Annotated in this window: 19 protein-coding genes and 2 pseudogenes; 19 read left to right on the top strand and 2 right to left on the bottom strand. The window is 72.2% G+C overall.

The genetic code is table 11. The features are described 5' to 3' along the window. Positions 1 to 48: 48 nt before the first annotated feature. Genes carA through pyrF form a run of 5 tightly spaced genes read left to right on the top strand, consistent with a single transcriptional unit; the run spans position 49 to position 6,999 of the window. A complete protein-coding gene (carA, locus tag ACIBEJ_RS27290) occupies positions 49 to 1,146 on the top strand; it encodes a glutamine-hydrolyzing carbamoyl-phosphate synthase small subunit (protein WP_397185663.1) in 1,098 nt (365 codons plus the stop codon). Further along, a complete protein-coding gene (gene carB, locus ACIBEJ_RS27285; RefSeq protein WP_397185662.1) occupies positions 1,139 to 4,426 on the top strand; it encodes a carbamoyl-phosphate synthase large subunit in 3,288 nt (1,095 codons plus the stop codon). Before carA ends, carB begins: the two co-directional genes overlap by 8 nt. A 23-nt stretch (positions 4,427 to 4,449) precedes the next feature. Continuing rightward, entirely contained in the window at positions 4,450 to 5,322 is an 873-nt protein-coding gene (locus tag ACIBEJ_RS27280; protein WP_397186098.1) for a dihydroorotate dehydrogenase electron transfer subunit, read from the top strand. Beyond that, on the top strand, positions 5,312 to 6,280 hold the full coding sequence (locus tag ACIBEJ_RS27275) for a dihydroorotate dehydrogenase (protein WP_397185661.1): 969 nt from the start codon (positions 5,312 to 5,314) through the stop codon (positions 6,278 to 6,280). The genes ACIBEJ_RS27280 and ACIBEJ_RS27275 overlap by 11 nt, the downstream gene beginning before the upstream one ends. A gap of 29 nt (positions 6,281 to 6,309) precedes the next feature. Next, positions 6,310 to 6,999: an orotidine-5'-phosphate decarboxylase gene (gene pyrF, locus ACIBEJ_RS27270; RefSeq protein WP_397185660.1), complete on the top strand. Its 690-nt coding sequence runs from the start codon at positions 6,310 to 6,312 to the stop codon at positions 6,997 to 6,999. Between the two features lie 231 nt (positions 7,000 to 7,230). Here the strand turns inward: pyrF and ACIBEJ_RS27265 are convergent. Continuing rightward, positions 7,231 to 7,710, bottom strand: a pseudogene (locus ACIBEJ_RS27265) (transposase); the annotation flags it as partial. A 188-nt stretch (positions 7,711 to 7,898) separates the two neighbouring features. Here ACIBEJ_RS27265 and ACIBEJ_RS27260 point away from each other — a divergent pair. Further along, positions 7,899 to 8,441 carry a DinB family protein gene (locus ACIBEJ_RS27260; RefSeq protein ID WP_397185659.1) on the top strand — a complete coding sequence of 181 codons (543 nt, stop codon included), beginning with the start codon at positions 7,899 to 7,901 and terminating at the stop codon, positions 8,439 to 8,441. A gap of 271 nt (positions 8,442 to 8,712) precedes the next feature. Beyond that, entirely contained in the window at positions 8,713 to 9,267 is a 555-nt protein-coding gene (locus ACIBEJ_RS27255; protein WP_397185658.1) for a DoxX family protein, read from the top strand. A 160-nt stretch (positions 9,268 to 9,427) separates the two neighbouring features. Here the strand turns inward: ACIBEJ_RS27255 and ACIBEJ_RS27250 are convergent, their stop codons facing one another. Next, complete coding sequence (locus ACIBEJ_RS27250; protein WP_397185657.1) at positions 9,428 to 9,811, bottom strand: VOC family protein; 384 nt, start codon at positions 9,809 to 9,811, stop codon at positions 9,428 to 9,430. Between the two features lie 728 nt (positions 9,812 to 10,539). Between ACIBEJ_RS27250 and mihF the strand changes: the two genes are divergently transcribed. The 12 genes and pseudogenes from mihF (at position 10,540) to ACIBEJ_RS27190 (ending at position 24,170) form a co-directional block, all read left to right on the top strand. Next, complete coding sequence (gene mihF, locus ACIBEJ_RS27245; protein WP_157244637.1) at positions 10,540 to 10,863, top strand: integration host factor, actinobacterial type; 324 nt, start codon at positions 10,540 to 10,542, stop codon at positions 10,861 to 10,863. A gap of 52 nt (positions 10,864 to 10,915) precedes the next feature. Beyond that, positions 10,916 to 11,551 carry a guanylate kinase gene (gmk, locus tag ACIBEJ_RS27240; protein ID WP_397185656.1) on the top strand — a complete coding sequence of 212 codons (636 nt, stop codon included), beginning with the start codon at positions 10,916 to 10,918 and terminating at the stop codon, positions 11,549 to 11,551. Positions 11,552 to 11,556: 5 nt separating this feature from the next. Then, entirely contained in the window at positions 11,557 to 11,826 is a 270-nt protein-coding gene (gene rpoZ, locus ACIBEJ_RS27235; RefSeq protein ID WP_184960643.1) for a DNA-directed RNA polymerase subunit omega, read from the top strand. Positions 11,827 to 12,213: 387 nt separating this feature from the next. Next, positions 12,214 to 13,488: a bifunctional phosphopantothenoylcysteine decarboxylase/phosphopantothenate--cysteine ligase CoaBC gene (coaBC, locus tag ACIBEJ_RS27230; protein ID WP_397185655.1), complete on the top strand. Its 1,275-nt coding sequence runs from the start codon at positions 12,214 to 12,216 to the stop codon at positions 13,486 to 13,488. Positions 13,489 to 13,592: 104 nt separating this feature from the next. Next, a complete protein-coding gene (locus ACIBEJ_RS27225; protein WP_397185654.1) occupies positions 13,593 to 15,539 on the top strand; it encodes a TPM domain-containing protein in 1,947 nt (648 codons plus the stop codon). Positions 15,540 to 15,572: 33 nt separating this feature from the next. Continuing rightward, positions 15,573 to 16,310 carry a PspA/IM30 family protein gene (locus tag ACIBEJ_RS27220; protein ID WP_397185653.1) on the top strand — a complete coding sequence of 246 codons (738 nt, stop codon included), beginning with the start codon at positions 15,573 to 15,575 and terminating at the stop codon, positions 16,308 to 16,310. Positions 16,311 to 16,580: 270 nt separating this feature from the next. Continuing rightward, entirely contained in the window at positions 16,581 to 16,943 is a 363-nt protein-coding gene (locus ACIBEJ_RS27215; RefSeq protein ID WP_397185652.1) for a hypothetical protein, read from the top strand. A gap of 120 nt (positions 16,944 to 17,063) precedes the next feature. Further along, positions 17,064 to 18,251, top strand: a complete 1,188-nt coding sequence (metK, locus tag ACIBEJ_RS27210) for a methionine adenosyltransferase (RefSeq protein ID WP_397185651.1) — start codon at positions 17,064 to 17,066, stop codon at positions 18,249 to 18,251. Positions 18,252 to 18,715: 464 nt separating this feature from the next. Continuing rightward, a pseudogene (locus tag ACIBEJ_RS27205) lies at positions 18,716 to 18,883 on the top strand (FAD-binding oxidoreductase); the annotation flags it as partial. A 211-nt stretch (positions 18,884 to 19,094) separates the two neighbouring features. Then, entirely contained in the window at positions 19,095 to 21,173 is a 2,079-nt protein-coding gene (locus tag ACIBEJ_RS27200; RefSeq protein WP_397185650.1) for a primosomal protein N', read from the top strand. A gap of 49 nt (positions 21,174 to 21,222) precedes the next feature. Next, entirely contained in the window at positions 21,223 to 22,800 is a 1,578-nt protein-coding gene (locus ACIBEJ_RS27195; RefSeq protein WP_397185649.1) for a hypothetical protein, read from the top strand. 38 nt (positions 22,801 to 22,838) lie between these two features. Next, positions 22,839 to 24,170: a hypothetical protein gene (locus tag ACIBEJ_RS27190; protein ID WP_397185648.1), complete on the top strand. Its 1,332-nt coding sequence runs from the start codon at positions 22,839 to 22,841 to the stop codon at positions 24,168 to 24,170. Positions 24,171 to 24,175 lie beyond the last annotated feature (5 nt).

Raw genomic sequence — 24,175 nt, 5'->3', positions numbered from 1 at the left:
AGCGAAGCGAGGACGTTTCCGCCTGTGAGCGACCGGAGGGAGCTTGGATTGGACGCCGTGCTTGTCCTGGAGGATGGTCGTGTCTTCCATGGAACCCCCTACGGCGCCGAGGGGGAGACGTTCGGTGAGATGGTCTTCAACACCGGCATGACCGGCTACCAGGAGACCCTCACCGACCCCTCCTACCACCGGCAGATCGTCGCCATGACCGCCCCGCACATCGGCAACACCGGCGTCAACGACGAGGACCCCGAGTCCGCGAAGGTCTGGGTCGCCGGCTACGTGGTGCGCGAGCCGTCCCGCGTGGTCTCCAACTGGCGCGCCGACCGCTCCCTCGACGCCTACCTCAAGGAGCAGGGCGTGGTCGGCATCGCCCTGCGCGGCACCCGCGCCCTGACCCGCCACCTGCGCGAGCGCGGCGCGATGCGGGCGGGCGTCTTCAGCGCGCCGTCCGCCCCGGTCGAGGAGCTCGTCGAGCGCGTACGGCAGGCCCCCCAGATGACCGGAGCCTCCCTGGCCGAGGAGGTCTCCACGGACGAGACCTACGTGATCCCCGCCCAGGGCGGGAAGCGGTTCACCGTGGCCGCGGTCGACCTGGGCATCAAGGGCATGACCCCGCACCGCATGGCCGAGCGCGGCTGCGAGGTGCACGTGCTGCCGGCGACCGCCACGTTCGAGCAGATCATGGCGGTGAAGCCGGACGGCGTCTTCTTCTCCAACGGCCCGGGCGACCCGGCCACCGCCGACATCGAGGCGCTGCGGAAGGTGCTGGAGGCGCGGGTGCCGTTCTTCGGCATCTGCTTCGGCAACCAGCTCTTCGGCCGCGCCCTGGGTCTCGGCACCTACAAGCTCGCCTACGGCCACCGCGGCGTGAACCAGCCGGTCCAGGACGTGCGTACCGGGAAGGTGGAGATCTCCGCGCACAACCACGGCTTCGCGGTCGAGGCGCCGCTCGACGGCTCCTTCGACACCCCGTACGGCCCGGCCGAGGTCAGCCACGTCAATCTCAACGACCGTTGCGTGGAAGGACTGCGCCTGCTCGACGGGCGTGCCTTCAGCGTGCAGTACCACCCGGAAGCCGCGGCGGGCCCGCACGACGCCGCGTACCTCTTCGACGAGTTCTGCGAGGTCATGCAGCGTGCCTAAGAGAACAGACATCCAGTCGGTCCTGGTCATCGGCTCAGGGCCGATCGTGATCGGGCAGGCGTGCGAGTTCGACTACTCCGGGACCCAGGCCTGCCGCGTGCTGCGGGCCGAGGGGTTCCGCGTGATCCTGGTCAACTCCAACCCCGCGACGATCATGACGGACCCCGAGTTCGCCGACGCCACCTACGTCGAGCCGATCACCCCCGAGTTCGTCGAGAAGATCATCGCCAAGGAGCGGCCCGACGCCCTCCTGCCCACGCTCGGCGGGCAGACCGCCCTCAACACCGCGGTCGCCCTGCACGAGGCGGGCGTGCTGGAGCGCTACGAGGTCGAGCTGATCGGCGCCGACTTCGACGCGATCCAGGCGGGGGAGAACCGCGAGCGGTTCAAGGAGATCGTCGCCAAGGTCGCCCGCGAGCAGGGGCTCAACGCCTCCAGCGCCGAGTCGGTGATCTGCCACAGCATGGACGACTGCCTGGCCGCCGCGGCGACGCTCGGCTACCCGCTGGTCGTGCGCCCCTCCTTCACCATGGGCGGCGTCGGCTCCGGCTTCGCCTACGACGAGTCCGACCTGCGCCGCATCGCCGGCGCCGGCCTCGACGCCTCGCCGACCACCGAGGTGCTCCTGGAGGAGTCCATCCTCGGCTGGAAGGAGTACGAGCTGGAGGTCATGCGCGACAAGCACGACAACGTCGTCATCGTCTGCTCCATCGAGAACATCGACCCGATGGGCGTCCACACCGGCGACAGCGTCACCGTCGCGCCCGCGCTGACCCTGACCGACCGCGAGTACCAGAACATGCGCGACGTCGCCATCGCGGTCATCCGCGAGGTCGGCGTCGACACCGGCGGCTGCAACATCCAGTTCGCGGTGGACCCGCGCACCGGACGCATGATCGTCATCGAGATGAACCCGCGCGTGTCCAGGTCGTCGGCCCTGGCCTCCAAGGCCACCGGCTTCCCGATCGCGAAGATCGCCGCGAAGCTGGCCATCGGCTACACGCTCGACGAGATCCCCAACGACATCACCAAGGTCACCCCGGCCTCCTTCGAGCCGACCCTCGACTACATCGTGGTCAAGGTGCCGCGCTTCGCCTTCGAGAAGTTCCGCGGCGCCGACCAGACCCTCACCACCCACATGAAGTCCGTGGGCGAGGCCATGGCCATCGGCCGGTCCTTCACCGAGGCGCTGCAGAAGGCGCTGCGCTCGCTGGAGAAGAAGAGCTCGTCGTTCTCCTGGGCAGGGGACGTTCTTCCCAAGGCGGACCTGCTGGAGGCGTGCCGTACCCCCCATGACGGACGGCTGCGCACCATGCAGCAGGCCATCAGGGCGGGCGCCACGGCGCAGGAGGTCTTCGAGGCCACGAGCGTGGACCCGTGGTTCGTCGACCAGCTCTTCCTGCTGCACGAGGAGGCGACGGCGCTGGCCGCCGCGCCCGAGCTGACCCGCGAGACGCTGGAGCGGGCCAAGGGCCACGGCTTCTCCGACGTCCAGATCGGCGAGATCCGCGGCCTCGACGAGACCCGCGTGCGCGACCTGCGCCACGCGCTCGGCCTGCGCCCGGTCTACAACACCGTCGACACCTGCGCGGCCGAGTTCGCCGCGACCACGCCCTACCTCTACTCGACCTACGACGAGGAGAGCGAGGTCCCCTACGGCGAGCGGCCCAAGGTCCTCATCCTCGGCTCCGGGCCCAACCGGATCGGCCAGGGCATCGAGTTCGACTACGCGTGCGTGCACGCCAGCTTCGAGCTGTCCAGGGCCGGGTTCGAGACCGTCATGGTCAACTGCAACCCCGAGACCGTCTCGACCGACTACGACACCTCCGACCGGCTCTACTTCGAGCCGCTGACGCTGGAGGACGTCCTGGAGGTCGTCCACGCCGAGCAGCAGACCGGCCCGGTCGCCGGCGTCATCGTGCAGCTCGGCGGGCAGACGCCGCTCGGCCTGGCCCAGGCGCTCAAGGACGCGGGCGTGCCCGTCGTCGGCACTTCTCCCGAGTCGATCCACCTGGCCGAGGAACGTGGCGCGTTCGGGCGCGTTTTGGCCGAGGCGAACCTGCCCGCGCCCAAGCACGGCACCGCCACGACCGTGGCCGAGGCGCTGGCCGTGGCCGAGGAGATCGGCTACCCGGTGCTCGTGCGGCCCTCGTACGTGCTGGGCGGGGCCGGCATGGCCATCGTCTACGACGACGAGACCCTCACCACCTACATGTCGGCCCAGGAGGGCGGGCACCCGGTGCTGGTCGACAAGTTCCTGGACGAGGCCATCGAGATCGACGTGGACGCGCTCTACGACGGCCAGGAGCTCTACCTCGGCGGCGTCATGGAGCACATCGAGGAGGCCGGCATCCACTCCGGCGACTCGGCGTGCGCGCTGCCGCCGATCACGCTCGGCGGGGCCGACATCAAGCGCATCCGCGCCGCCACCGAGGGCATCGCCCGCGGCGTCGGGGTGCGCGGGCTGCTCAACGTCCAGTACGCGATGTCGGCCGGCGTGCTCTACGTCCTGGAGGCCAATCCGCGGGCCAGCCGTACCGTGCCCTTCGTCTCCAAGGCGACGGCGGTGCCGCTGGCGAAGGCGGCGGCTCGCGTCATGCTCGGCGCCACGCTCAAGGAACTGCGCGACGAGGGCATGCTGCCGGCCGAGGGCGACGGCGGCACGCTGCCGCTGGACGCCTCGATCGCGGTCAAGGAGGCGGTGCTGCCGTTCAACCGCTTCCGCGGCGTCGACACCGTGCTCGGCCCGGAGATGCGCTCGACCGGCGAGGTCATGGGCATCGACGAGTTCTTCGGCATCGCCTACGCCAAGTCGCAGGCCGGCGCCTACGGCGAGCTGCCCGTCAAGGGCCGCGCGTTCGTGTCGGTGGCCAACCGCGACAAGCGGGCGATGATCTTCCCGGTACGCGCGCTCGCCGACCTCGGATTCGAGATCCTCGCCACGGAGGGCACCGCCGAGGTGCTGCGCCGCAACGGTGTCCATGCCAAGATCGTGCGCAAGCAGAGCGACGGCGCCGGACCCGGAGGTGAGCCCACGATCGTCCAGCGCATCCTGGACGGCGAGGTGGACCTGATCGTCAACACCCCGTTCGGCAGCCCCGGCCAGTCCGGGCCGCGCCTGGACGGCTACGACATCCGCACCGCCGCGGTGCTGCGCGGCATCCCCTGCATCACCACGGTCCAGGGGCTGGCGGCGGCCGCCGCGGGCATCCAGGCCAAGGTGCGGGGCGATGTTGGCGTACGGTCCCTCCAGGAGCACGCACGAGCGCTTCGGGGGTGAGCCCCCGCGGGAGGTGAACGACACTGGCCGGCACTCCGGTGCAGGTGACGGGCACGGTGCTGACGACGCGCCGGGTCGACGCCTACCATGCGCTGACCGTGGTGGCGCCCGGCATCGCCGAGCGCTTCCGCCCCGGCCACTTCGTGTCGGTGTCGGTCGGCGGCGCGCCGACCGCGATGGTGACGCGCCGCGCCTTCTACGTGCACGACGTCAAGCCGGAGTACGGCGGCACCGTCGAGCTCGTCTTCAGCGCCGGCGGGCCGGGCACCACCTGGCTCGCCGAGCGGCGCGCCCGCGACACGATCGACCTCGTGGGCCCGCTCGGCCGACCGTTCCCGCTGCCGCGCGACCCCGCGCACTGCGTGCTCGTCGGTTCCGAGTACGGCTCCGCCGTCCTCTTCCCCCTCGCGGACGCGCTGGTCGAGCGGGGCTGCCGGGTCGACTTCGTGCTCGGGGCGGCCTCGGCCGACCGGGTGTTCGGCGCGATGCGGGCCAGACGGATGGCCGAGCGGGCCACGGTCACGCTCACCACCGAGGACGGCTCGCTGGGCGTGCGCGGCACGGTCAGCGACGCGCTGCCCGCGGTCGTGGCCGACACCCGGGCCGACGTCGTCTACGCCTGCGGGCCGATGCGGACGCTGCGCGCGGTCACCGCGGTCGCGATCGAGGCCGACATCCCGGTGCAGGTGGCGGTGGAGGAGTCGATGGCGTGCGGGATCGGGGTCTGCATGACGTGCGTGCTGCCGGTCATCGGTGACGACGGGGTGACCAGGATGACGCGGGCGTGCGCGGAGGGCCCGGTGTTCAGGGGGGAGCGGGTGCGGTTCGAGGACGTGGGAACGATCCCGTTCGACGCGCTGGGCGCGCCCGGGGGTGGAGCCCGACATGTCAGTTGATATGCGGACTTTTCTTGGACATGTGGAGCTAGCGAACCCCATCACCACCGCGGCCGGCTGCGCCGCCTCGGGCCGCGAGCTCGCCCAGTTCTTCGACCTGCACCGCCTCGGCGCGCTCGTCACCCGCTCCATCACCATGGCCCCACGCGCCGGCCGGCCCACTCCGCGTATGGCCGAGACCCCCGCGGGACTCCTCAACGCCGTCGGCCTCCAGGGCCCCGGCGTCGACGCCTTCCTGGAGCGCGAACTGCCCTGGCTGGCCCAGCGCGGCATCAAGACCATCGTCTCGGTCGGCGGCGGCACCGTCGCCGAGTACGCCGCCCTCGCCCGCAGGCTCGCCGACGCGCCCGGCGTCACCGCGGTCGAGGTCAACCTGTCCTGCCCCAACATCGAGGACCGCGGCCGCGTCTTCGCCCGCGAGGGCGGCGCCGCGGCCGAGGTCATCGCCTCCGTGCGCTCGGTCATGCGCTACGACGTGCCCGTCATCGCCAAGCTGGCCCCCGACGTGGCCGACATCGCCGCCGTCGCGCGGGCCTGCGTGGACGCCGGGGCCGACGCGCTGTCCATGATCAACAACCCGCTCGGGATGAGCATCGACACCGTCACGCTGAAGCCCTCCCTCGCCGCGGTGACCGGCGGGCTGTCGGGACCGGCCATCCTGCCGCTGGCCGTACGGTGTGTGTGGCAGGTCCACTCCGCCCTGCCCGGCACCCCCATCATCGGCGTCGGCGGCGTCATGACCGGCGCGGACGCCTTCCAACTCATCCTCGCCGGAGCCTGCGCCGTGGGCGTGGGCACCGCGCTGTTCCACGACCCCTACGCGTGCCTGCGCATCGAGCGCGAACTCGAGGACCTGCTGCGCGCACGCGGCTTCCAGCGGCTGGCCGACGCTGTCGGACTCGCCCACCGCCCGCCGGGCAGCGCCGCCCGGCACCTGCACGAAGAGAGTTCCCTGTGACGTACGCACCCGCACGAGGAGAGACCACCGTGACGCCCGCCCCGATCGCCGTCGCCCTGGACGCGCCGGACCTCGAGACCGCCGCCCGCTGGGCCGCGATGGTCACCCCTCACGTCAGCACGGTGAAGGTCGGGCTCGAACTCTACCTGCGCTACGGCCCCGACGTGATCGACTCCGTCCGCGGGGCCAGCGGGGTGCGGGTCTTCCTGGACCTCAAACTCCACGACATCCCCAATACCGTCGCAGGGGCCGCAAAGGCCGTCTCCCGGCTCCGGCCCGCGATCCTGACCGTTCATGCCGCCGGGGGGCCGGCGATGATCCAGGCGGCCGTACAGGCCGCTCCACACACCAAGATCGCCGCGGTGACCGTGCTGACCTCGCTGTCGGAGGCCGACCTGGGCCGGATCGGGCTGTCCGGACCGGCCGACGACGCGGTGCGGCGGCTGGCCGTACTGTCGGTGGCGGCGGGCGCGACCGCGCTGGTCTGCTCCCCGCACGAGGTGGCCGCCGTCCGCGCCGAGGTCGGCCCCGCGATCACCCTCATCACCCCCGGGGTACGGCCGGCAGGCGCCGACACCCAGGACCAGGCCCGCGTGGCCACCCCTGAGCAGGCGATCGCCGACGGGGCGGACCTGCTGGTGATCGGCCGCCCGATCACGGGCTCGGCCGACCCGGGAGCCACGGCCGCAGCCTTGGCCGCCTCCTTGCGCCGCGCCTAAGGGCTCGGGCCTGCGCTTGTTCGAGTGGGGCGCTTCGCGCTGGGGCGGCTCCGGGCTGCGTTTGAGTGGGGGCAGGGCCCCCACGCCCCACTCCCAAAGGCTCGGGCCTTCGGGCTGCTCTGATTGGGGCTTCGCCCCAAACCCCGGCGAGGGGCCTCCGGCCCCTCCCGCTCCCCGAGCGTGGAGCCGGTTGAGGGCTACGTTTCGGTGTTGGGCGGTGCGTTTGCCATGAGTGGGTTCGGCCAGCACCGCGCCGACGAGGCGGACGATCGAGCTGCGGTCGGGGAAGATTCCCACCACGTCGGTGTGGCGGCGGATCTTCTTGTTCAGCCGCTTCTGGCGGGTTGTTCGACCAGATCTGCTTCCAGATCTCGCGCGGGAAGGCGGCGAAGGCCGGCAGGTCCTCCCGGGCGGCGTCCAGGTGTTCACAGGCGGCCGGATACTTCGTCTCCAACGCGTCGAACACCCAGGCGTGCTGCAGACGGACGGCCTCGGTGGTGGGCTGGTCGAAGATGGTGCGCACCAAGGTCGCGACCCACGGCTTTGCCGACAACGCTGCCAGGAGGCGCCCGGCAAGGTCGCGCCGATTGCCTCGACCAGCCCGGCATGGGCGTCGGAGATGACCAGTCGCACCCGCCCAGCCCGCGAGCCACCAAGCCCGCGCAGGAAGGCCAGCCAGCCTGTGCCGTCCTCGGCCGAGGTGACCTCCAGTTGGGCTGTGCGTTTGCCATGAGTGGGTGTTGGGCGATGTGCGTGCGCGAATGGGCGTTGGCTGGGAGCCTTGCCGCGAGTTGGCCGCCCTTCGGACGAGAGGGGCTTCCTTCGGCTGGGCACCTCTTCCCACGGCCGGCGTACGCGAGGGCCGCAGGCCAGGTCGATGCTGTCTGTAGTGTGCCCAAATGACAAGAAGTGAGCGAATCGCGGACCAACTGGACCGGCACTGGCGCAAGAACCTGCGCCCGCGGCTCGACGGTCTCGCCGATGACGAGTACTTCTGGGAGCCGGTGCGCGGCTGCTGGAGCGTCCGCCCGCATGGCACGTCGGCCGCGCCGCTGTCGGCAGGTTCGGGGGCGTGGACGATGGACTACGCGTCCGCTGACCCGGTGCCGCCGCCGGTGACCACGATCGCCTGGCGGCTGGCGCACATCATCGTCTCCTGCCTCGGCTATCGGGTCGGATGGCACTTCGGCGGGCAGGACATCGACTTCCAGACCTTCCCCTATGCGGGGACCGCTGACGAGGCGCTCAAACAGCTCGACGAGATGTACGGGAGATGGAACGCGGGGGTCCGCGAGCTCTCGGACGCCGACCTGGACAGTCCGCCCGCGGTGGGTCCCGAGCGGTCGCCCATGGAGGGCATCGTCCTGCACGTCAACAGGGAGCTGATCCATCACGGCGCCGAGATTTCGCTGCTGCGCGACCTCTACCGCTGGCAGGGCTGAGCCGTACCTGACCTTGACGGTGTTCACGCCTGATCCCGTGGACAGCCCTCGCACTCGATCCGCCAGGCATCCTCGGACAGGTCGATCTCCCGCGTCTCTGCGATGACCTGGCAGCCGCTGCCCGAAAGCGGGCCGTACCAGGGCGAACACCCGGGAACTCCGCGCTCTCCCAGCCGCGAAGCCCGCGCATAGCCCGCGCATCGCAGATGTATCAACCCGACCGGCCAACCTTAGGACTGTCAGCACAGCGGCACTCCGAAGGAGCACAGCGATGACCGTCACCACCACCCTCACCAGCCGGCCCCGCAAGATCCGGAACACGATCCTGAGCCTGAACGGCGCCCTCTGGGCTCTGCAGATCCTGTGGGGCTTCTTCTTCGCCGGCAGCGGCTTCGGCAAGGTCCTTCTGTACGACGCCGCCCTCTACGAGGCCGCGCCCCGGGCCGTCGCGTGGTACGCGGCCGTCCCGCAGTCCCTGATCGTCTTCATCGGGGTCGCCGAGGTGCTCGGCGGCATCGGCCTCATTCTCCCGGCGATGACGGGGGTCCTGCGGAAGCTGACGCCGCTCGCCGCGGCCGGGCTGGCCCTCACGATGGTGCTCGCTGCCGGATTCCACCTCGTACGCGGCGAGTACGCCCTGATCCCCGCGAACGTCGTCCTGGGCGCCGTCTCGGCCTTCCTCGCGATCGGACGCTGGAACCTCAGGCCCACCACGCCGGCCACCCTCACCACCCCGCGCCTGCTCAAGGCGATCGCGGTCGTCGCGGTGATGGCCCTGCTGACCTTCGCTCCGACCTGGTACACGATGACCCACGCCCAGTTCTGACCCCGCCTGGGCCAGCCAGGGGAGCCGCCGGGCGCCTCGTGCCGCACACTTCACGGCCGCTCATGATGATCAGGTTCTGAACGGAACCGGGTCATGATGAGCGGCCGTTTTCGCGTTCTCGGCAGGGCGGGATTGCGCATGTGACAAGGCCGCCTGAAGATCAGGAGGACGTCGCGGCGCGGTCGGACTCGCTGCGCAGTACGCAGAACTCGTTGCCCTCGGGGTCGGCGAGGACGACCCAGCCCGATCCGTCGGCATTGCGGTGGTCGGCGACCCAGGCGGCGCCGAGCCCCGTCAAGCGCCGTACCTCCTCATCGCGCGAGGTCTCCGGACGCAGGCACAGGTGGAGCCGGTTCTTGGTCGTCTTCTTCTCGGGCACCTGGTTGAAGTGCAGCACCGGGCCTCCGGGCAGCAGCACCTGGGTCTCGTGGTCACCGGGCCGGTCCTCAGGATGCAGCGGCCCGCCGGTCACCTCACTCCAGAAGCACGCCAGCCTGTAGGCGTCCGCGCAGTCGATCGCCACGTTCTGCACCATCGAAACCATGAGAGCGAGCCTGCCGGAGCGCCCCCTCGAACGCCACCCCGGTCCGGCGTGATCCGCGCAACGACGGCCGGTGACCCGCGGCGCGCCCGCAGACCGGTCGCGGGGGGGGGGGCGCCCCCCCCCCCCGGGGCGCCCCCCCCCCCCCCCGGGGCCGGGCCCCCCCCCCCCCCCCCGCCCCCCCCCCCCCGCCCCCCCCCCCGCCCGCCCCCCCCCCACGACCGGGCAACGCCTGGGTAGGTGCCGTCCCGATCGTGCGGCGCTTCCCCCTCGCCTGCCCTCGCCGGTTCCCCACGTCGATCGCGAGTAAGACTCGCGTGCCGTCAAGCTAACTCCGGTCCCGGGAACGGTCACGGCGGCAGCCGTCCAACGGGTGGAAGAACGTTCCACCGGATATAAGAATCCTCCACCCGTGGATTTCGCCCGGGAGATTGGCGCGGCCGTTCCCGAGAAGGCGGGTCTCGGTTTGGTAACGGGTTTTCGGGTCGCGGTAAGAGGGTTTTCGGGTGACGGTCAGTAGTCATGATCGTTATTGGCCCTGGCGGCCGACGATCTTCGAGAACCGGGAAGTGAGCGCGATTTGATCAGCTCATCGTAGTTTTACAAACACGGAGAGTTAAGAACTGGATTTTGTGGTGAGAGAAACCGCTCTTGGCGTTGCTTAGGTGGCGATGACCAGCTAGTTTCCCCTCTCGTCCGAGTACATCGACAGAAATTCGAGGTGACCCGGCGTGGCTCTTCCTCCGTTGACCCCCGAGCAGCGCGCCGCAGCCCTGGAGAAGGCTGCCAAGGCCCGTAAAGAGCGTGCCGAGGTCAAGAACCGGCTCAAGCATGGCGCGGTTTCTCTGGCCGAGGTGCTCAAGGATGGGCAGACCGACGACGTCATCGGCAAGATGAAGGTGTCGGCGCTTTTGGAGTCGCTCCCAGGCGTGGGCAAGGTCCGCGCCAAGCAGCTCATGGAGCGGCTCACCATCGCCGAGTCGCGCCGCGTGCGCGGCCTCGGCGCGAACCAGAGGGCCGCCCTTGAGCGCGAGTTCGGTGGCGGCGAGAGCTAATCTCGTCTTCACACGAAAGCGCAGCTTCAGCGGGGGGTAGGAAGTGACCGACATGTCTTGGTCCGACAGTTCGAGGGCCCACGACACACAGGTCGACCTCCTTCCCTCCAGGCGCCTGACGGTCCTGTCCGGGCCGTCGGGCGTGGGGAAGTCCACGGTCGTCGCCGAGATCCGGCGGTCGCACCCCGAGGTGTGGCTGTCGGTCTCGGTGACCACCAGAAAGCCCCGCCCCGGCGAGTCGCACGGCGTGCAGTACTTCTTCGCCGAGGACGACGAGTTCGACCGGCTCATCGCCGCGGGCGAACTGCTCGAATGGGCCGAGTTCGCCGGCAACCGCTACGGTACGCCGCGCGCGCCCGTGCTCGCCCGCCTCGCCAAGGGCGTGCCGACCCTCCTGGAGATCGACCTCCAGGGCGCCAGGCAGGTACGCGAGACGATGCCGGAGGCGCTCCTGGTCTTCCTGGCCCCGCCCACGTGGGAGGAGCTGGAACGCCGGCTGAGGGGCCGCGGCACCGAACCCGAGGACGTCATCGAACGCCGCCTGGCCGCGGGACGCGTCGAATGCGCGGCGGAACCCGAGTTCGACATCACACTTGTGAACACGAGTGTCCAGGATGTATGTCACCGGCTGATAGCCTTGATGACTGACCCTCAGGGGGTCACGACATCCACCAACCGAGAGGTCTGACAATCGTGGCAGGCATTGCCCCGGTCGCTGAGGGAATCACCAACCCGTCGATCGACTCGCTGCTCGACATCGTCGACAGCAAGTACTCTTTGGTGATCATGGGCGCCAAGCGCGCCAGGCAGATCAACGCCTACTACTCGCAGCTCGGCGAGGGCCTGCTCGAGTACGTCGGTCCGCTGGTCGAGACCCACGCCCAGGAGAAGCCGCTGTCCATCGCGCTGCGCGAGGTCTCCGAGGGTCTGCTCAACGCCGAGCCCATCGAAGGCGCGGTCTGACCGTTCGACTCCAGCTCTCGACACCGCCCACCGCGGAGCCGGGAGCTGCGCCATGTCCGGCCCCGGCCCTCCGGCTCTGCCCGGGCGCCGCCCTCGGGCTCGCCGCTTCATAGGCCCTGCTACCGGTCCGGCCTCGGCGCGTTCTTGATCCCAGATCCGGCCTCCGGGCCGTGTGCCCGGCGGCGTCCCGCTCCGCGCAATGGCCGATCTCGGCGTCGTCCCCGCCTGGGTGTTGTCGAGGCCAGGCGGGGCCGTACCGGCGGATGGCCTTTCGCGGTTGTGCCGCAGTGTGTGGCCTAGGGGTGTGGTGGGGCGCTGTTCGGTTCGGGTGGGCCGGGTCCTAGGGTGAAGGCGATCCGTGCGGAGGAGAGGGGTGGCGGCGCGCCGATGAAGGTCGTACTGGGCGTCAGCGGCGGCATCGCCGCCTACAAGGCGTGCGAGCTGCTGCGGCTGTTCACCGAGTCCGGGCACGAGGTACGCGTGGTGCCCACCCGCGACGCTCTCCGGTTCGTCGGCGAACCGACCTGGGCCGCGCTGTCCGGCAACCCCGTGACCACCGAGGTGTGGGAGAACGTCCACGAGGTGCCGCACGTCCGCATCGGGCAGAACGCCGACCTCGTGATCGTCGCCCCGGCCACCGCGGACGTCCTCGCCAAGGCCGCCCAGGGACTCACCGGCGACCTGCTCACCACCACGCTGCTGACGGCACGCTGCCCGGTGGTGTTCGCGCCCGCGATGCACACCGAGATGTGGGACCACCCCGCCACCCGCGCCAACGTCGCCACCCTGCGCGAGCGCGGCGCCATCGTCATCGACCCCGCCTCCGGCCGCCTGACCGGCGCCGACACCGGCCCGGGACGCCTGCCCGACCCCGAGGAGATCTTCGAGGTCTGCCGCCGCGTGCTGCGCGGGGCGCCGCGCGACCTGGCCGGTCGCAGGGTGGTCGTCTCGGCGGGCGGCACCCGCGAGGCGATCGATCCGGTCCGCTTCATCGGCAACCGTTCCTCCGGCCTTCAGGGGTACGCGCTGGCGCGCACGGCCGTGGCACGCGGCGCCGAGGTGACCCTGATCGCCGCCAACGTAACGCTGCCCGATCCGGCGGGCGCGAAGGTGGTGCGGGTGGAGTCGACGGCGCAGTTGCGCGAGGCGGTGCTGGCCGCAGCGGACGACGCCGACGTCGTGGTGATGGCCGCGGCCGTGGCCGACTTCCGTCCGGTGGACCAGGCCACGTCCAAGATCAAGAAAACCTCCGGCGAGCCCGAACCCATCCGGCTCACGAAAAATCCCGACATCCTGGCCGAGCTGGGCGAGCGCCGTACCCTGGCCAGGAACAGCGCCACCCCGACGGCCGGGACGCCGGCGAGCGGGACGCCGACGGGTGGAGCGGCGGGCGAGGGGGCGACGAACACGGGGCCCGCGGTGATCGTGGGGTTCGCGGCCGAGACCGACGACGTGCTGGCCAACGGGCAGGCCAAGCTGGCCCGCAAGGGGTGCGACCTGCTCGTGGTCAACCAGGTGGGCGAGCGCCTCGCCTTCGGCACCCCCGACAACGCCGCCACCATCCTGGTCGCCGGGGGAGAGCCGGTGGAGGTCGCGCGGGGGCCGAAGGAAGATCTGGCCGACACTCTCTGGTCCCTGGTCGCCCCACGTCTGACCGACTAGCCCCACCTGCCCTTACTACCAAAGGGACAAATGTGTACACGCTCCGTAATGTGGGGATGAGTCGCCTCAGGGGTCAGTGAGACTACGGCTGGGGGCGGTCGGGGTTGTCAGCATTCAGGCACGTCATACGCGTACTGCTCATCACCGGCGCCCTCATGGCCATCCCCGCCGCGGCCCACGCCGAGGCCCCCGAGGCCGTCACCCAGACCGTCACCGACCACGCCGGAGCCCTCGGCGCCCGCGCGGGCGAGGTCCAGGCCGCCGTCACCCGGCTCGAAGCCGACCACGGCATCCGCCTCTACGTCGTCTACGTCACCGACTTCTCCGGCTGGAACGCCACCACCTGGGCCGACCAGACCGCCGGACTGAGCCGCCTCGGCCGCGACGACCTGCTCATGGCCGTCGCCACCCGGGAACGCCGCTACGCCGTGTCGGCCGACGCCGACTTCCCCCTCTCCACCGAGCAGCTCAACCAGGTGGCGCAGGACGCGATCGTGCCCGCGCTGCGCCAGGACGACTGGGCGGGAGCGGCGATCGGGGCGGCCAAGGGGTACGGCACCGCCATGGCGAACCCCGCCAACCCCGAAGGCCGCAGCGCCTGGTGGCTGGCCGGGGCGGGGGTCCTGGCGGTGGCGGGGGGAGGCGTCTACCTGTTCTCGCGCCGCCGCAGCACCTCGCGCCACGCCGCCGCGGCCAAGGACCTGGAGACCAGGGCCGGACAGGCGCTCGTGCACACCGACGACGCGGTCAAGACCTCCGAGCAGGAGGTGGGCTTCGCGACGGCGCAGTTCGGCGAGGAGGCCGCGAAGCCGTTCGCCGAAGCGCTCGAATACGCCAAAGGCGAGCTCGACCAGGCATTCCGCCTGCGCCAGCAGCTCGACGACGAGGTGCCGGAGGACGACGCCACCCGCCAGGCCATGCTGGAGGAGATCGTCAGGCGCTGCGCGGACGCCAACGCCAGGCTCGACGCCGAGTCCGAGGCGTTCGACCGGCTGCGCGACCTGGAGAAACAGGCCCCGCGGGTGCTGGCCGAGGTCAGGCAGGCCCACGCCGAGCTCGCCCCCAAGCTCGCCGAGGTACGGCGGGCCATGGCCGCCACCGAGGAACGCTACGCCCACAGCGCCCTGACCCCGGTCGAGGACAACCCGGACGAGGCGGCCAACCGCCTGGAGTTCGCCGCCCAGACGCTCACCGCCGCGCAGGAGTCGCTGGAGGCGGGGGAGTCGGGCAGGGCGGTCGCGCAGGTGCTGGCCGCCCAGTCGGCCGTGGACCAGGCCAGGCAGCTCATGGAGGCGGTGACCAGGCGGGCCGGCGACATCCACCAGGCGGCGGCCGGGCTCAAGCCCGCCCTGGAGACGGTCGCGGCCAACCTGTCGGCGGCGAAGGCGCTGGCCGCCGACGAGGCGTACGCGGCGGACCTGACGCCGCAGATCGCCTACGCGGAGAGCACCGCCACGCAGGTGGCCGAGGACGTCGTCGCCGGCCGCGTGGACCCGATCGCGCTGCTGCGCCGCGTGGAGGAGGCGCAGGCGACGCTGGACGGGGCGCTGAAGGGCGTACGGGACAAGAAAGCCCGTCAGGAGCAGGCGCGCAGCATGCTCGACCAGGCGATGCTCACGGCGCGCAGCGAGATCGCGGCCACCAAGGACTTCATCACCACCAACCGCGGCGCGGTCGGCAGCACCGCGCGCACCCGCATCGCCGAGGCCGAACGCCTGCTCGCCGAGGCGCGGGCGCGGGCGGGGGAGGACCCGTCGGCCGCGCTCGCCGCGGCCCAGCGCGCCGACCAGCTCGCCCAGGAGGCCGGGCAGGAGGCGCGGCGCGAGGTGTCGACGTTCGGCTACGGCAGGACCGGCGGCGGCAGGGGCGGCGCCGACGCGATGATGGGCGCGGTCCTGGGCGGCATCCTCATCGACGGGATGATGGGCGGCATGATGTCCGGCCGCGGCGGCGGCCGGCCGACCGCGGGCACGCGCGGGCGCGGCCAGGCGCCGGGCAGCTTCGGCGGCTCGGGCACACGAGGGCGGAGGGGCTCAGGGGGAGCCTTCTGACCCGGAAACGATCACATATCGGGGGAATGAGCAATGTCCAAACAGTCCATCTTCGGGCGGGTCGCCCAGCTCGCGAGGGCCAACATCAACGCGCTGCTGGACTCGGCCGAGGATCCGCAGCTGATGCTCGACCAGATGGTGCGCGACTACACCGACAACATCGCCGAGGCGGAGAAGGCCATCGCGCAGACGATCGGCTCGCTGCGGATGGTCGAGGCCGACTACCGCGAGGACGTGGAGGCGGCCGGGGAGTGGGGCCGCAAGGCCCTGGCGGCCAGCCAGCGCGCCGACCAGTTGCGCGCGTCGGGGCAGCGGACGGATGCGGACAAGTTCGACGAGCTCGCCAAGGTCGCCCTCGGCCGGCAGATGTCCGCCGAGCAGGAGGCCAAGGCCGCCGAGCCGGGCATCGCGGCGCAGCGCGAGGTGGTCGAGAAGCTCAAGACGGGCCTGCAGCAGATGCGCGACAAGCTCGGCGAGCTCCGGAGCAAGCGCGACGAACTGGTCTCCCGCGCCAAGACCGCCCAGGCCCAGTCGCAGGTCCAGGACGCGATCAAGAGCATCGACATCATGGACCCGACGAGCGAGGTCAGCCGGTTCGAGGAGAAGATCAAGCGGGAGGAGGCGAAGGTGATCGGGCAGCAGGAGCTGGCCGCCTCGTCGCTGGACGCCCAGTTCGAGAGCCTGGAGGACGCCGGCGCCCAGGCCGAGATCGAGGCCCGCCTCGCCGCCCTCAAGATGGGCAGGCAGCCGTCGCTCCAGTCCCCCAACTGACCCCGCCCGGCCGCGCGCCTTCCGCGGATTCCTGCGCGCGGCCGGGTTTCTCTCGTGCTCGCCGTCCGTCCCGTTCGCGTCTCTGACGCGCCCTTTCCGTTACGGCTCGCGCCCCCCTGCCCGCCCCGCCGTCGCGGGCGCGCCCCCGTCGAGCGCCGGTCGTGAAGGCCAACACCCTCCCGCCGTGACGACTCCGCCCTCGGCAGGGGAATTGGATGTTGCCGCGCTGCCGTACCCCTGCGGATACTTACACAAAGGGGGAGAACGCAGATGCCGGTAGGAACCGCGGTGAGGGACCGCTGCAGGACGCTGCTCGGGCCCGGCGAACAGATCAGATACGTGTTTCCCGCGCTGTCGGTCGGGCCGCCGGGGATGGCCAACTTCCTCATCGTGGTCACCGACGGGGCGATCTCGGTGCTTGCCACCCGGATGCTGCGCAACGACAGGCCAGTGTCGGTCTACGCCACGTTTCCGAGGGCGACCATGCTGGGCCCCATCATGCCTGGATCGGTCATCGAGCTGGGCACGATGACCTTCGAGTTCGATGAGGAGTACGCCGCCGTGGTGAGAGCGGCGGACGCGGAGATCTTCGCGCCCGAGACGCTTCCGCCCGATCCGTTGCCCGATCTCTGAATCGGCCCGTGGTTTCGCTACCTGGCCTCCCGTAGGGCTAGACTTCGGCGAGGCCCAGGCTGGTGTCCACCCGTCCGAGCCGCACATACGTCAGCAGCCGCTGCATGAGGAGCCACTGAGTTGTCACGTCGCCTGTTCACCTCCGAGTCGGTCACCGAGGGCCACCCGGACAAGATCGCCGACCAGATCAGTGACGCGATTCTCGACGCCATGCTCAAGGACGACCACAAGAGCAGGGTCGCCGTCGAGACGATGATCACTACCGGCCAGGTCCACGTCGCGGGCGAGGTGACGACCGAGACCTATGTCGACATCCCCGGCGTCATCCGCGAGAAGATCCTTGAGATCGGCTACGACGCCTCGCACAAGGGCTTCGACGGCGCGTCCTGCGGCGTCTCCGTCTCCATCGGCGCGCAGTCGCCCGACATCGCCCAGGGCGTCGACGACGCCTACGAGCACCGCGAGGAGGGCGTCGGCGACGAGCTCGACCGCCAGGGCGCCGGTGACCAGGGCCTCATGTTCGGCTACGCCTGCCGCGAGACCCCCGAGCTGATGCCGCTGCCGATCATGCTGGCGCACCGGCTGGCCCAGCGCCTGTCGGAGGTGCGCAAGTCGGGCACCGTGCCGTACCTGCGCCCCGACGGCAAGACCCAGGTCACCATCGAGTACGACGGCGACACGCCGGTCCGCCTCGACACCGTGGTCGTCTCCACGCAGCACGCGGCCGAGATCGACCTCAAGGAGATGCTCGCCCCCGACATCAAGGAGCACGTGGTCGACCCCGTGCTCGCCGGGCTCGAGATCGACATCGAGGGCTACCGCCTGCTGGTCAACCCGACCGGCCGCTTCGAGATCGGCGGCCCCATGGGCGACGCCGGCCTCACCGGTCGCAAGATCATCATCGACACCTACGGCGGCATGGCCCGCCACGGCGGCGGCGCCTTCTCCGGCAAGGACCCGTCCAAGGTCGACCGCTCGGCCGCCTACGCCATGCGCTGGGTCGCCAAGAACGTCGTCGCGGCCGGCCTGGCCGACCGCTGCGAGGTCCAGGTCGCCTACGCCATCGGCAAGGCCCAGCCGGTCGGCCTGTTCGTGGAGTGCTTCGGCACCGAGAAGGTCGCGATCGAGAAGATCCAGGACGCCGTCCTCCAGGTCTTCGACCTCCGCCCCGCGGCCATCATCCGCGACCTCGACCTGCTGCGCCCGATCTACTCCGAGACGGCCGCCTACGGTCACTTCGGCCGCGAGGGCTTCTCCTGGGAGTCGACGGACCGCGCCGAGTCCCTCCGCACCGCCGCCGGCCTCTGACCGGTCGTCCACCCGCCTGAGCCCTGAGCCCCGCCACCCGGCGCCTCAGGGCTCACGCATGCCCACCCCCCACCGCCTGGAGGGTGGGCTTTCGCATGCCCGAGCCCGCGCAGGGGTGAGCCATGGAGGGCGATGGGCGCGGACGCGCTCCGGGCCATGTGGTGGCTGGCCCGGAAGTGGACTGGGCTGGAGGCTCGCGCGTGGCCTGGGGGATTGTCCGGACAAGTGGGGGTTGTGGGGAGGGGGTGGTCTGTGCTCGTCTGGGGCAAGATCCATATAACGTGTTCTCAAAGATCTTCCAGGAACCGCGCCCACCACACCAGGCGAGGGCGACCTGGAGGCGGCCGAGCGGCCGCTGCGCGAGAGCGTGGAGGTGCTGGCGTGGCTGGCGGCCGACCGGGGCGCGCACGCGCGGGCCGCCTGGCTGCTGAGCGCCGCCCACCGGCTGTGGGGCGGGGCGGTACGTGAGCGTGCTGACCGCGCGCCGCCCCCGGAGCTGGCGCACCTCCTCCGTCGCCAACGCGCCCGCGCCCGACGGCCTCGTCCGGCTCCACGTACGGGCGGTGCCGGGCGGTCACGTCTCCACCGCGCTGGTCAAGGAGGCCGGGGCGGGCGAGGAGCTGATCGTCGGGCCCGCGATGGGCACGATGGCCGCGCCGGAGGGAACTGGCGCGCTTCCGCGCCTGGACCGACCACGAGGCCTACGTCTGCGGCCCGCCGGCCATGGTCGAGGCCCCCGTGCGCGGGCTGCCGCGCGACGGCGTCCCCCGCGCCCGCGTCCACCACGACCTGGCCAGTGACCGACCGGCCTTGCCGGAGGCCACGGTCTGGTAGACGTAGTGCGTGACCGAGACCGACCACGCCCTGCTGCCGCTGGATGCGGTACGCCCGGCCGCGCAGAAGGCCAAGGGCTCGGTCGTCCCCGCCCCCGAGGCGCCCGTGGCCAGGGTGGCGGTCGACAACCCGCTGCCGCACCTGGACCGGCCCTTCGACTACCTCGTGCCCGCCCCCCTGCACGACAGCGCACGGCCGGGGGTGCGGGTGCGGGTGCGCTTCGCCGGCAAGCTCGTCGACGGTTTCCTGCTGGAGCGGACCGAGGAGAGCGAGCACCGGGGGAAGCTGACCGCGCTGGAGCGCGTGGTGTCGGCCGAACGGGTCCTGACGGCCGAGGTGGCCGCGCTGGCCAGGGCCGTGGCCGACCGTTACGCCGGGACGCTGGCAGACGTGCTGCGGCTGGCCGTACCCCCGCGCCACGCCAAGGTGGAGGCCGAGTCGTGGGAGGCGGGCGCCGCGGACGGCCCGCCCGCACCCGAGGAGGCGCCGGCCTGGGCCGACTACCCCATGGGGCCCTCCTTCCTGGACGCGCTGGAGCACGGCCGGGCGCCCAGGGCCGTGTGGTCGGCGCTGCCGGGCGCGGGCGGCTGGGCGCGCGCGGTCGGCGAGGCGGTGCGCGCCACGCTGGCCGGCGGCCGCGGCGCGCTGGTCGTCGTGCCGGACGGCAAGGACGTCGCGCTCGCCGACGAGGTGTTCGCTCACCTGCTCGGCGACGGCGCGCACGTGGCGCTCACGGCGGGCCTGGGGCCCGCCGAGCGCTACCGGCGCTGGCTCCGGGTCCTGCGCGGCCAGGCGCGGGCGGTGGTCGGCACCCGCGCGGCCATGTTCGCGCCGGTCGCCGACCTCGGTCTGGTGGCCGTCTGGGACGACGGTGACGACCTGCACGCCGAACGGCTGGCGCCCTACCCGCACGCCCGCGAGGTGCTCGCCCTGCGCGCCCACCGGGGCGGCGCGGCCATGCTCATCGGCGGCTACGCCCGCACCGCCGAGGCCACCCAGCTCGTCGCCACCGGCTGGGCCAGGCCGATCGTGGCCGCCCGCGAGACCGTGCGCGCCAAGGCGCCCAGGGTGCGACCGGCGGGCGAGGACGCCGAGCTGGCCAAGGACCAGGCCGCCCGCGCCGCCCGCCTGCCCAGCGTCGCCTGGCGGGCGCTGCGCGAGGGGCTCGAGACCGGCCCGGTGCTGGTTCAGGTGCCCAGGCGCGGCTACCTGCCCTCGATCGCCTGCCGCCAGTGCCGCCGCCCGGCCCGCTGCGCGCTGCCGCCCACCCGCACCGCCCCCGACCACGGCATCAGGATCGACGACGCCGCGCCGGGCCGGCTCGCCTGCCACGGGCCGCTGGCGCTGCGCAGCGGGCACAGCGCGCCCTACTGCCGCTGGTGCGGCCGGGTCGACGCGGCCTGGCGCTGCGAGCACTGCGGCGGGGCGCACGTGCGCGCGGTCGTCGTGGGCGCCCGGCGCACGGCCGAGGAACTGGGACGGGCCTTTCCGTCCGTGCCGGTCAAGACCTCCGGGCGCGACGGCGTCCTGGCGCGGGTCGGGGCGGGCAAGGCGCTGGTGGTGGCCACGCCGGGCGCGGAGCCCGTGGCCGAGGGAGGCTACTCGGCGGCCGTGCTCCTGGACGGCTGGGCGCTGCTGGGGCGGGCGGACCTGCGCGCGGCCGAGGAGGGCGTGCGCCGCTGGATGAACGCCGCCGCCCTGCTCAGGCCCGCCGCGGAGCTGGTCGTGCTGGCGGACACGGCGCTGCCCGCCGTACAGGCGCTGCTGCGGTGGGACCCCGTCACCCACGCCGAGCGAGAGCTCGCCGACCGCGCCGAGCTCGGCTTCCCGCCCGCGGTCAGAATGGCCACGCTCACCGGTACGGCCGCCGCCGTCCGCCAGATGCTCGACGAGGTCCGCCTGCCGGGAGAAGCCCAGGTCCTCGGCCCCGTCCCGGTCGACGACGAGCAGGAACGTGCCATGATCCGCGTCCCCAGGGCCTCGGGCGGCGTGCTGGCCGCCGCGCTCAAAGGGGCCACCGGGGTGCGTGCGGCGCGTAAGGCGCCTGATGTCGTCCGGGTGAGTGTCGACCCTCTCGACCTGATTTAGCCGCTTTCCCCGATTCGCTCATCTGTTGGCCAGCCGTTAGCGTCTCCCTGTGTCGATCGAATGGGTGAACCGGGCCATCGACGACCTGCGCGCATGGGGGCGGGCGCGGGGCGTCGAGGTGGACGCCGACGAGGTGCGGCTGCTCTGCGACTACGCCAGCGACTATCTGGGCGTGAACGAGCTGGCCGACATCGCGCCGTCGACCTTCGACGACCTCCTGCTGTCCATCTACCCGCGCAAGGTGATCGCGCCGCCGGAGAGCGCCCCCGAGTCGATCGCCGCCGCCCGCACCCTCGTCGACTACCTGGAGTCCTCGGGCGCCGCCGGGGCCGACCGGGCGCGGGCCATGCGCGCGCGGCTGAGCGAGATCGCCGAGGAGATGCCCGCCGCCCTCGCCGACCCGGCCAACTTCGGCATGGCCAAGAGCCTGTTCAGCTCCATCGGCCCCGAGTCGCTGGAGCAGGACATCACGATCCCCTCCGGCGACGCGCCGCCCGAGATCGAGGAGGCGCCCTGCGACTGCCCGGCGTGCACGCCGCTGCCGGCCGTACGGCTGGCGCCGGCGCACGAGCTGGAGGCCGCGCTCGGCGGGGTGGCCCTGCTGGCCGACCGCGACCGGCTGCTGGCCTGGCTGGGCGACCGGGGCAGCACCCCCACGGCCAAGGGCGCGCTGCGCGCCAAGGACGCCGCCGCCGCGCCGGTGCCCGAGCCGAGGCTGCTGTGGGCGCTGGCCGCCCACACGGGGCTCGGCGGCTGGGCGAGCACCGTCGCCCACCTGGTCGAGCACGACACCGGCGGCGCCGTCACCGGCCTGCCGGAGCTCGACGACGCCCTCTACGACCTGCTCGACCGCCTCTACCGCCTGCAGGCGCCGGTCCCGGACGAGGTGATCGCCGACCACGTGCACGAGCTGGCCGACGCCGAGGTTGACGTGGCGGCGGTGCTCGACCGGCTGGCCTGGTGCGGGCTGGTCCGGCGCGGGCCCGACGGCGCCGGGCTGAGCCCGCTGGCCGTGTGGGGGCTGCGCGAGCTCTACCTCGCCCACGGCCGCGACGCCCCCGAGGCGCCCGACCTCGCCGTCGCCGACGCCGTCGGCCTCATCGAGGGCCTGCTCGACGGCATGCCGGCCGAGGCCGCCGAGCACGACATCGAACGCTGGCTGGCCGGGCGCACCCCCGAGCGCTCCGCCGCCGAACTGCTCGCCGCCGCCACCGGCGCACCCGCCGTCGCCCGCGGCATCGCGGTCACCATCGTCGACCGGCTCGACGCCGGCGCCGAACCCGCCGTACGCGCCGCGCTCGACGACGAGGAACTGCGCCCGCACGCCATCCACTGGCTGACCGCCCGGAGGCTGCCCGCCCCGTCGCTCACCCAGGACGAGCTCCTGTGGGTCAGCGTGGACATGCTCGCCCTGGCCATGCCCGCGGCCCAGGAGGACCCCGAGATCTTCGCCGAGAACATGGCCGCCTCGGGCCCGCCCGCCCACCTCATCGAGGAGATGTGGCGGGTCGACCACCCCGACGTGGTCGAGGTGCTCGAACTGCTCGGCCGCTCGCTGCCCGGCAGCGGAGAGGCCAAGGCCGCGCGCAAGGCCGCGTTCAAAGCACGCTCACGAGCCATCCGATGAAGTACATCCCTGTGACTCGTGTGCAGTAAGTTTCGTGGGTGGCAAACAACGTCTTCGACCTCGCCGAGCTCCGCAAGCTGATCGAGGAGCCCGCTCCAGTGGAGACGCCCGCGCCCCAGGTCAGGGAGGCGTTGACGTTCCCGCCTGTCGCGCTGGCCGCCGACGCGGAGCTGGCCGCCGCGGTGCCCAGGGTGCCGCTGGTCGCCGACGCCATCAAGCTCACCTCCTGGACCGGCGAGCGCCCGGTCACCGAGGAGGGTCTGCTGACGGAGACCGACGCCGCCGCCGCGGCCAGAGAGCTCGGCGTCAGCCGCGCCCGCCTGCGGCTGGCCTGGATCGTGGCGGTCAACACCCGCCTGCTCCAGATCGTGCGCGGCACCGCCTCCCGCGGCGCGCTGCCCCTGCGCCTGCCCGTCGAGGGCACGCTGGAGTTCTGGGACGGCGTCGTCATGGACGTACTCGACCAGGCCGAGACCTCCCGCCTGACCGGCTCGCGCGTGATCGACGGCCACCTGGCCGAGACCCTCGCCACCATCTACTCCGTACGCTCCGGCGTGCCCATCGCCAGCCTCGCCAAGGGCCTGCTGCAGTCGCACGAGGTGGCCTGCGAGCCGAGCCAGGCCGAGCTGCGCGAGCTCAGCGGCAGCCTGCCGGGCGAGCTGCTGGAGGCGCTGTCCCTGCTCACCTACGGCGGCCTGGTGGAGCAGACCGGCACGGGCAGGATCGCGCTGACCCCGCTCGGCGTCTGGGCCGTCCGCCGCGACCTCCTGCGCGAGGGCCACGAGGCCCCGACGCTGGCCGAGGTCGAGGTCTTCGCCGGGCTCGACGCCGAAGCGCTGGTGGAGTCGGTGGTCAGTGGCGCGGTGACGCAGAGCGCGGTGACGACCTGGCTGGAGCGCCGCCCGCCCGAGCAGGCCGCCCGCGACCTGCTGGCCGTGGCCACCGCCGGCAGCGCCGGCCACCGCGGGGCCGTGGGCGCCATCCTGGAGGAGCTCGGCCCCGAGGCGCAGGAGCCGGTGCGCGAGTCGCTGACCGACGCCACGATGTGGCGCTACGCCGCCTCCTGGCTGCACATCCGCGACCTCGACGCGCCGCCGCTCAGCCCCGACGACCACACCTGGATCGCCGTCGACTCCGTGGCCGCCCTGCTCCACATCTCCGGCAGGCCCGAGTCCGTCGGCGAGTTCGGCGCGCTGGAGTCCGGCGAGGACCTGGTCAGGAGCGTGGGGGAGATGGCCTCCTCCAGCCACCCCGACACCGTCGCCGTCCTCGAACTCCTGGCCTCCTCCCACGGCGACCCCGCCGTCGCCAAGGCGGCGCGCAAGGCCGCGATGAAGGCCAGGTCCCTGCAGACCACTAAACTGGGCTGATCCCA

This window comes from Nonomuraea sp. NPDC050790 (genome assembly GCF_044456745.1).
Taxonomy (GTDB): Bacteria; Actinomycetota; Actinomycetes; order Streptosporangiales; family Streptosporangiaceae; genus Nonomuraea.
The sequence above is the reverse complement of the archived record's forward strand: the minus strand, read 5'-3'. Positions and strand labels throughout refer to the sequence as shown.

Excerpts from the sequence above, each read along its gene's own strand:
- ACIBEJ_RS27275 (WP_397185661.1), top strand. The coding sequence starts at position 5,312 with ATGTCAGTTGATATGCGGACTTTTCTTGGACATGTGGAGCTAGCGAAC.
- ACIBEJ_RS27260 (WP_397185659.1), top strand. The coding sequence starts at position 7,899 with ATGACAAGAAGTGAGCGAATCGCGGACCAACTGGACCGGCACTGGCGC.
- ACIBEJ_RS27255 (WP_397185658.1), top strand. The coding sequence starts at position 8,713 with ATGACCGTCACCACCACCCTCACCAGCCGGCCCCGCAAGATCCGGAAC.
- ACIBEJ_RS27250 (WP_397185657.1), bottom strand. The coding sequence starts at position 9,811 with ATGGTTTCGATGGTGCAGAACGTGGCGATCGACTGCGCGGACGCCTAC.
- gmk (WP_397185656.1), top strand. The coding sequence starts at position 10,916 with ATGTCTTGGTCCGACAGTTCGAGGGCCCACGACACACAGGTCGACCTC.
- coaBC (WP_397185655.1), top strand. The coding sequence starts at position 12,214 with ATGAAGGTCGTACTGGGCGTCAGCGGCGGCATCGCCGCCTACAAGGCG.
- ACIBEJ_RS27220 (WP_397185653.1), top strand. The coding sequence starts at position 15,573 with ATGTCCAAACAGTCCATCTTCGGGCGGGTCGCCCAGCTCGCGAGGGCC.
- ACIBEJ_RS27215 (WP_397185652.1), top strand. The coding sequence starts at position 16,581 with ATGCCGGTAGGAACCGCGGTGAGGGACCGCTGCAGGACGCTGCTCGGG.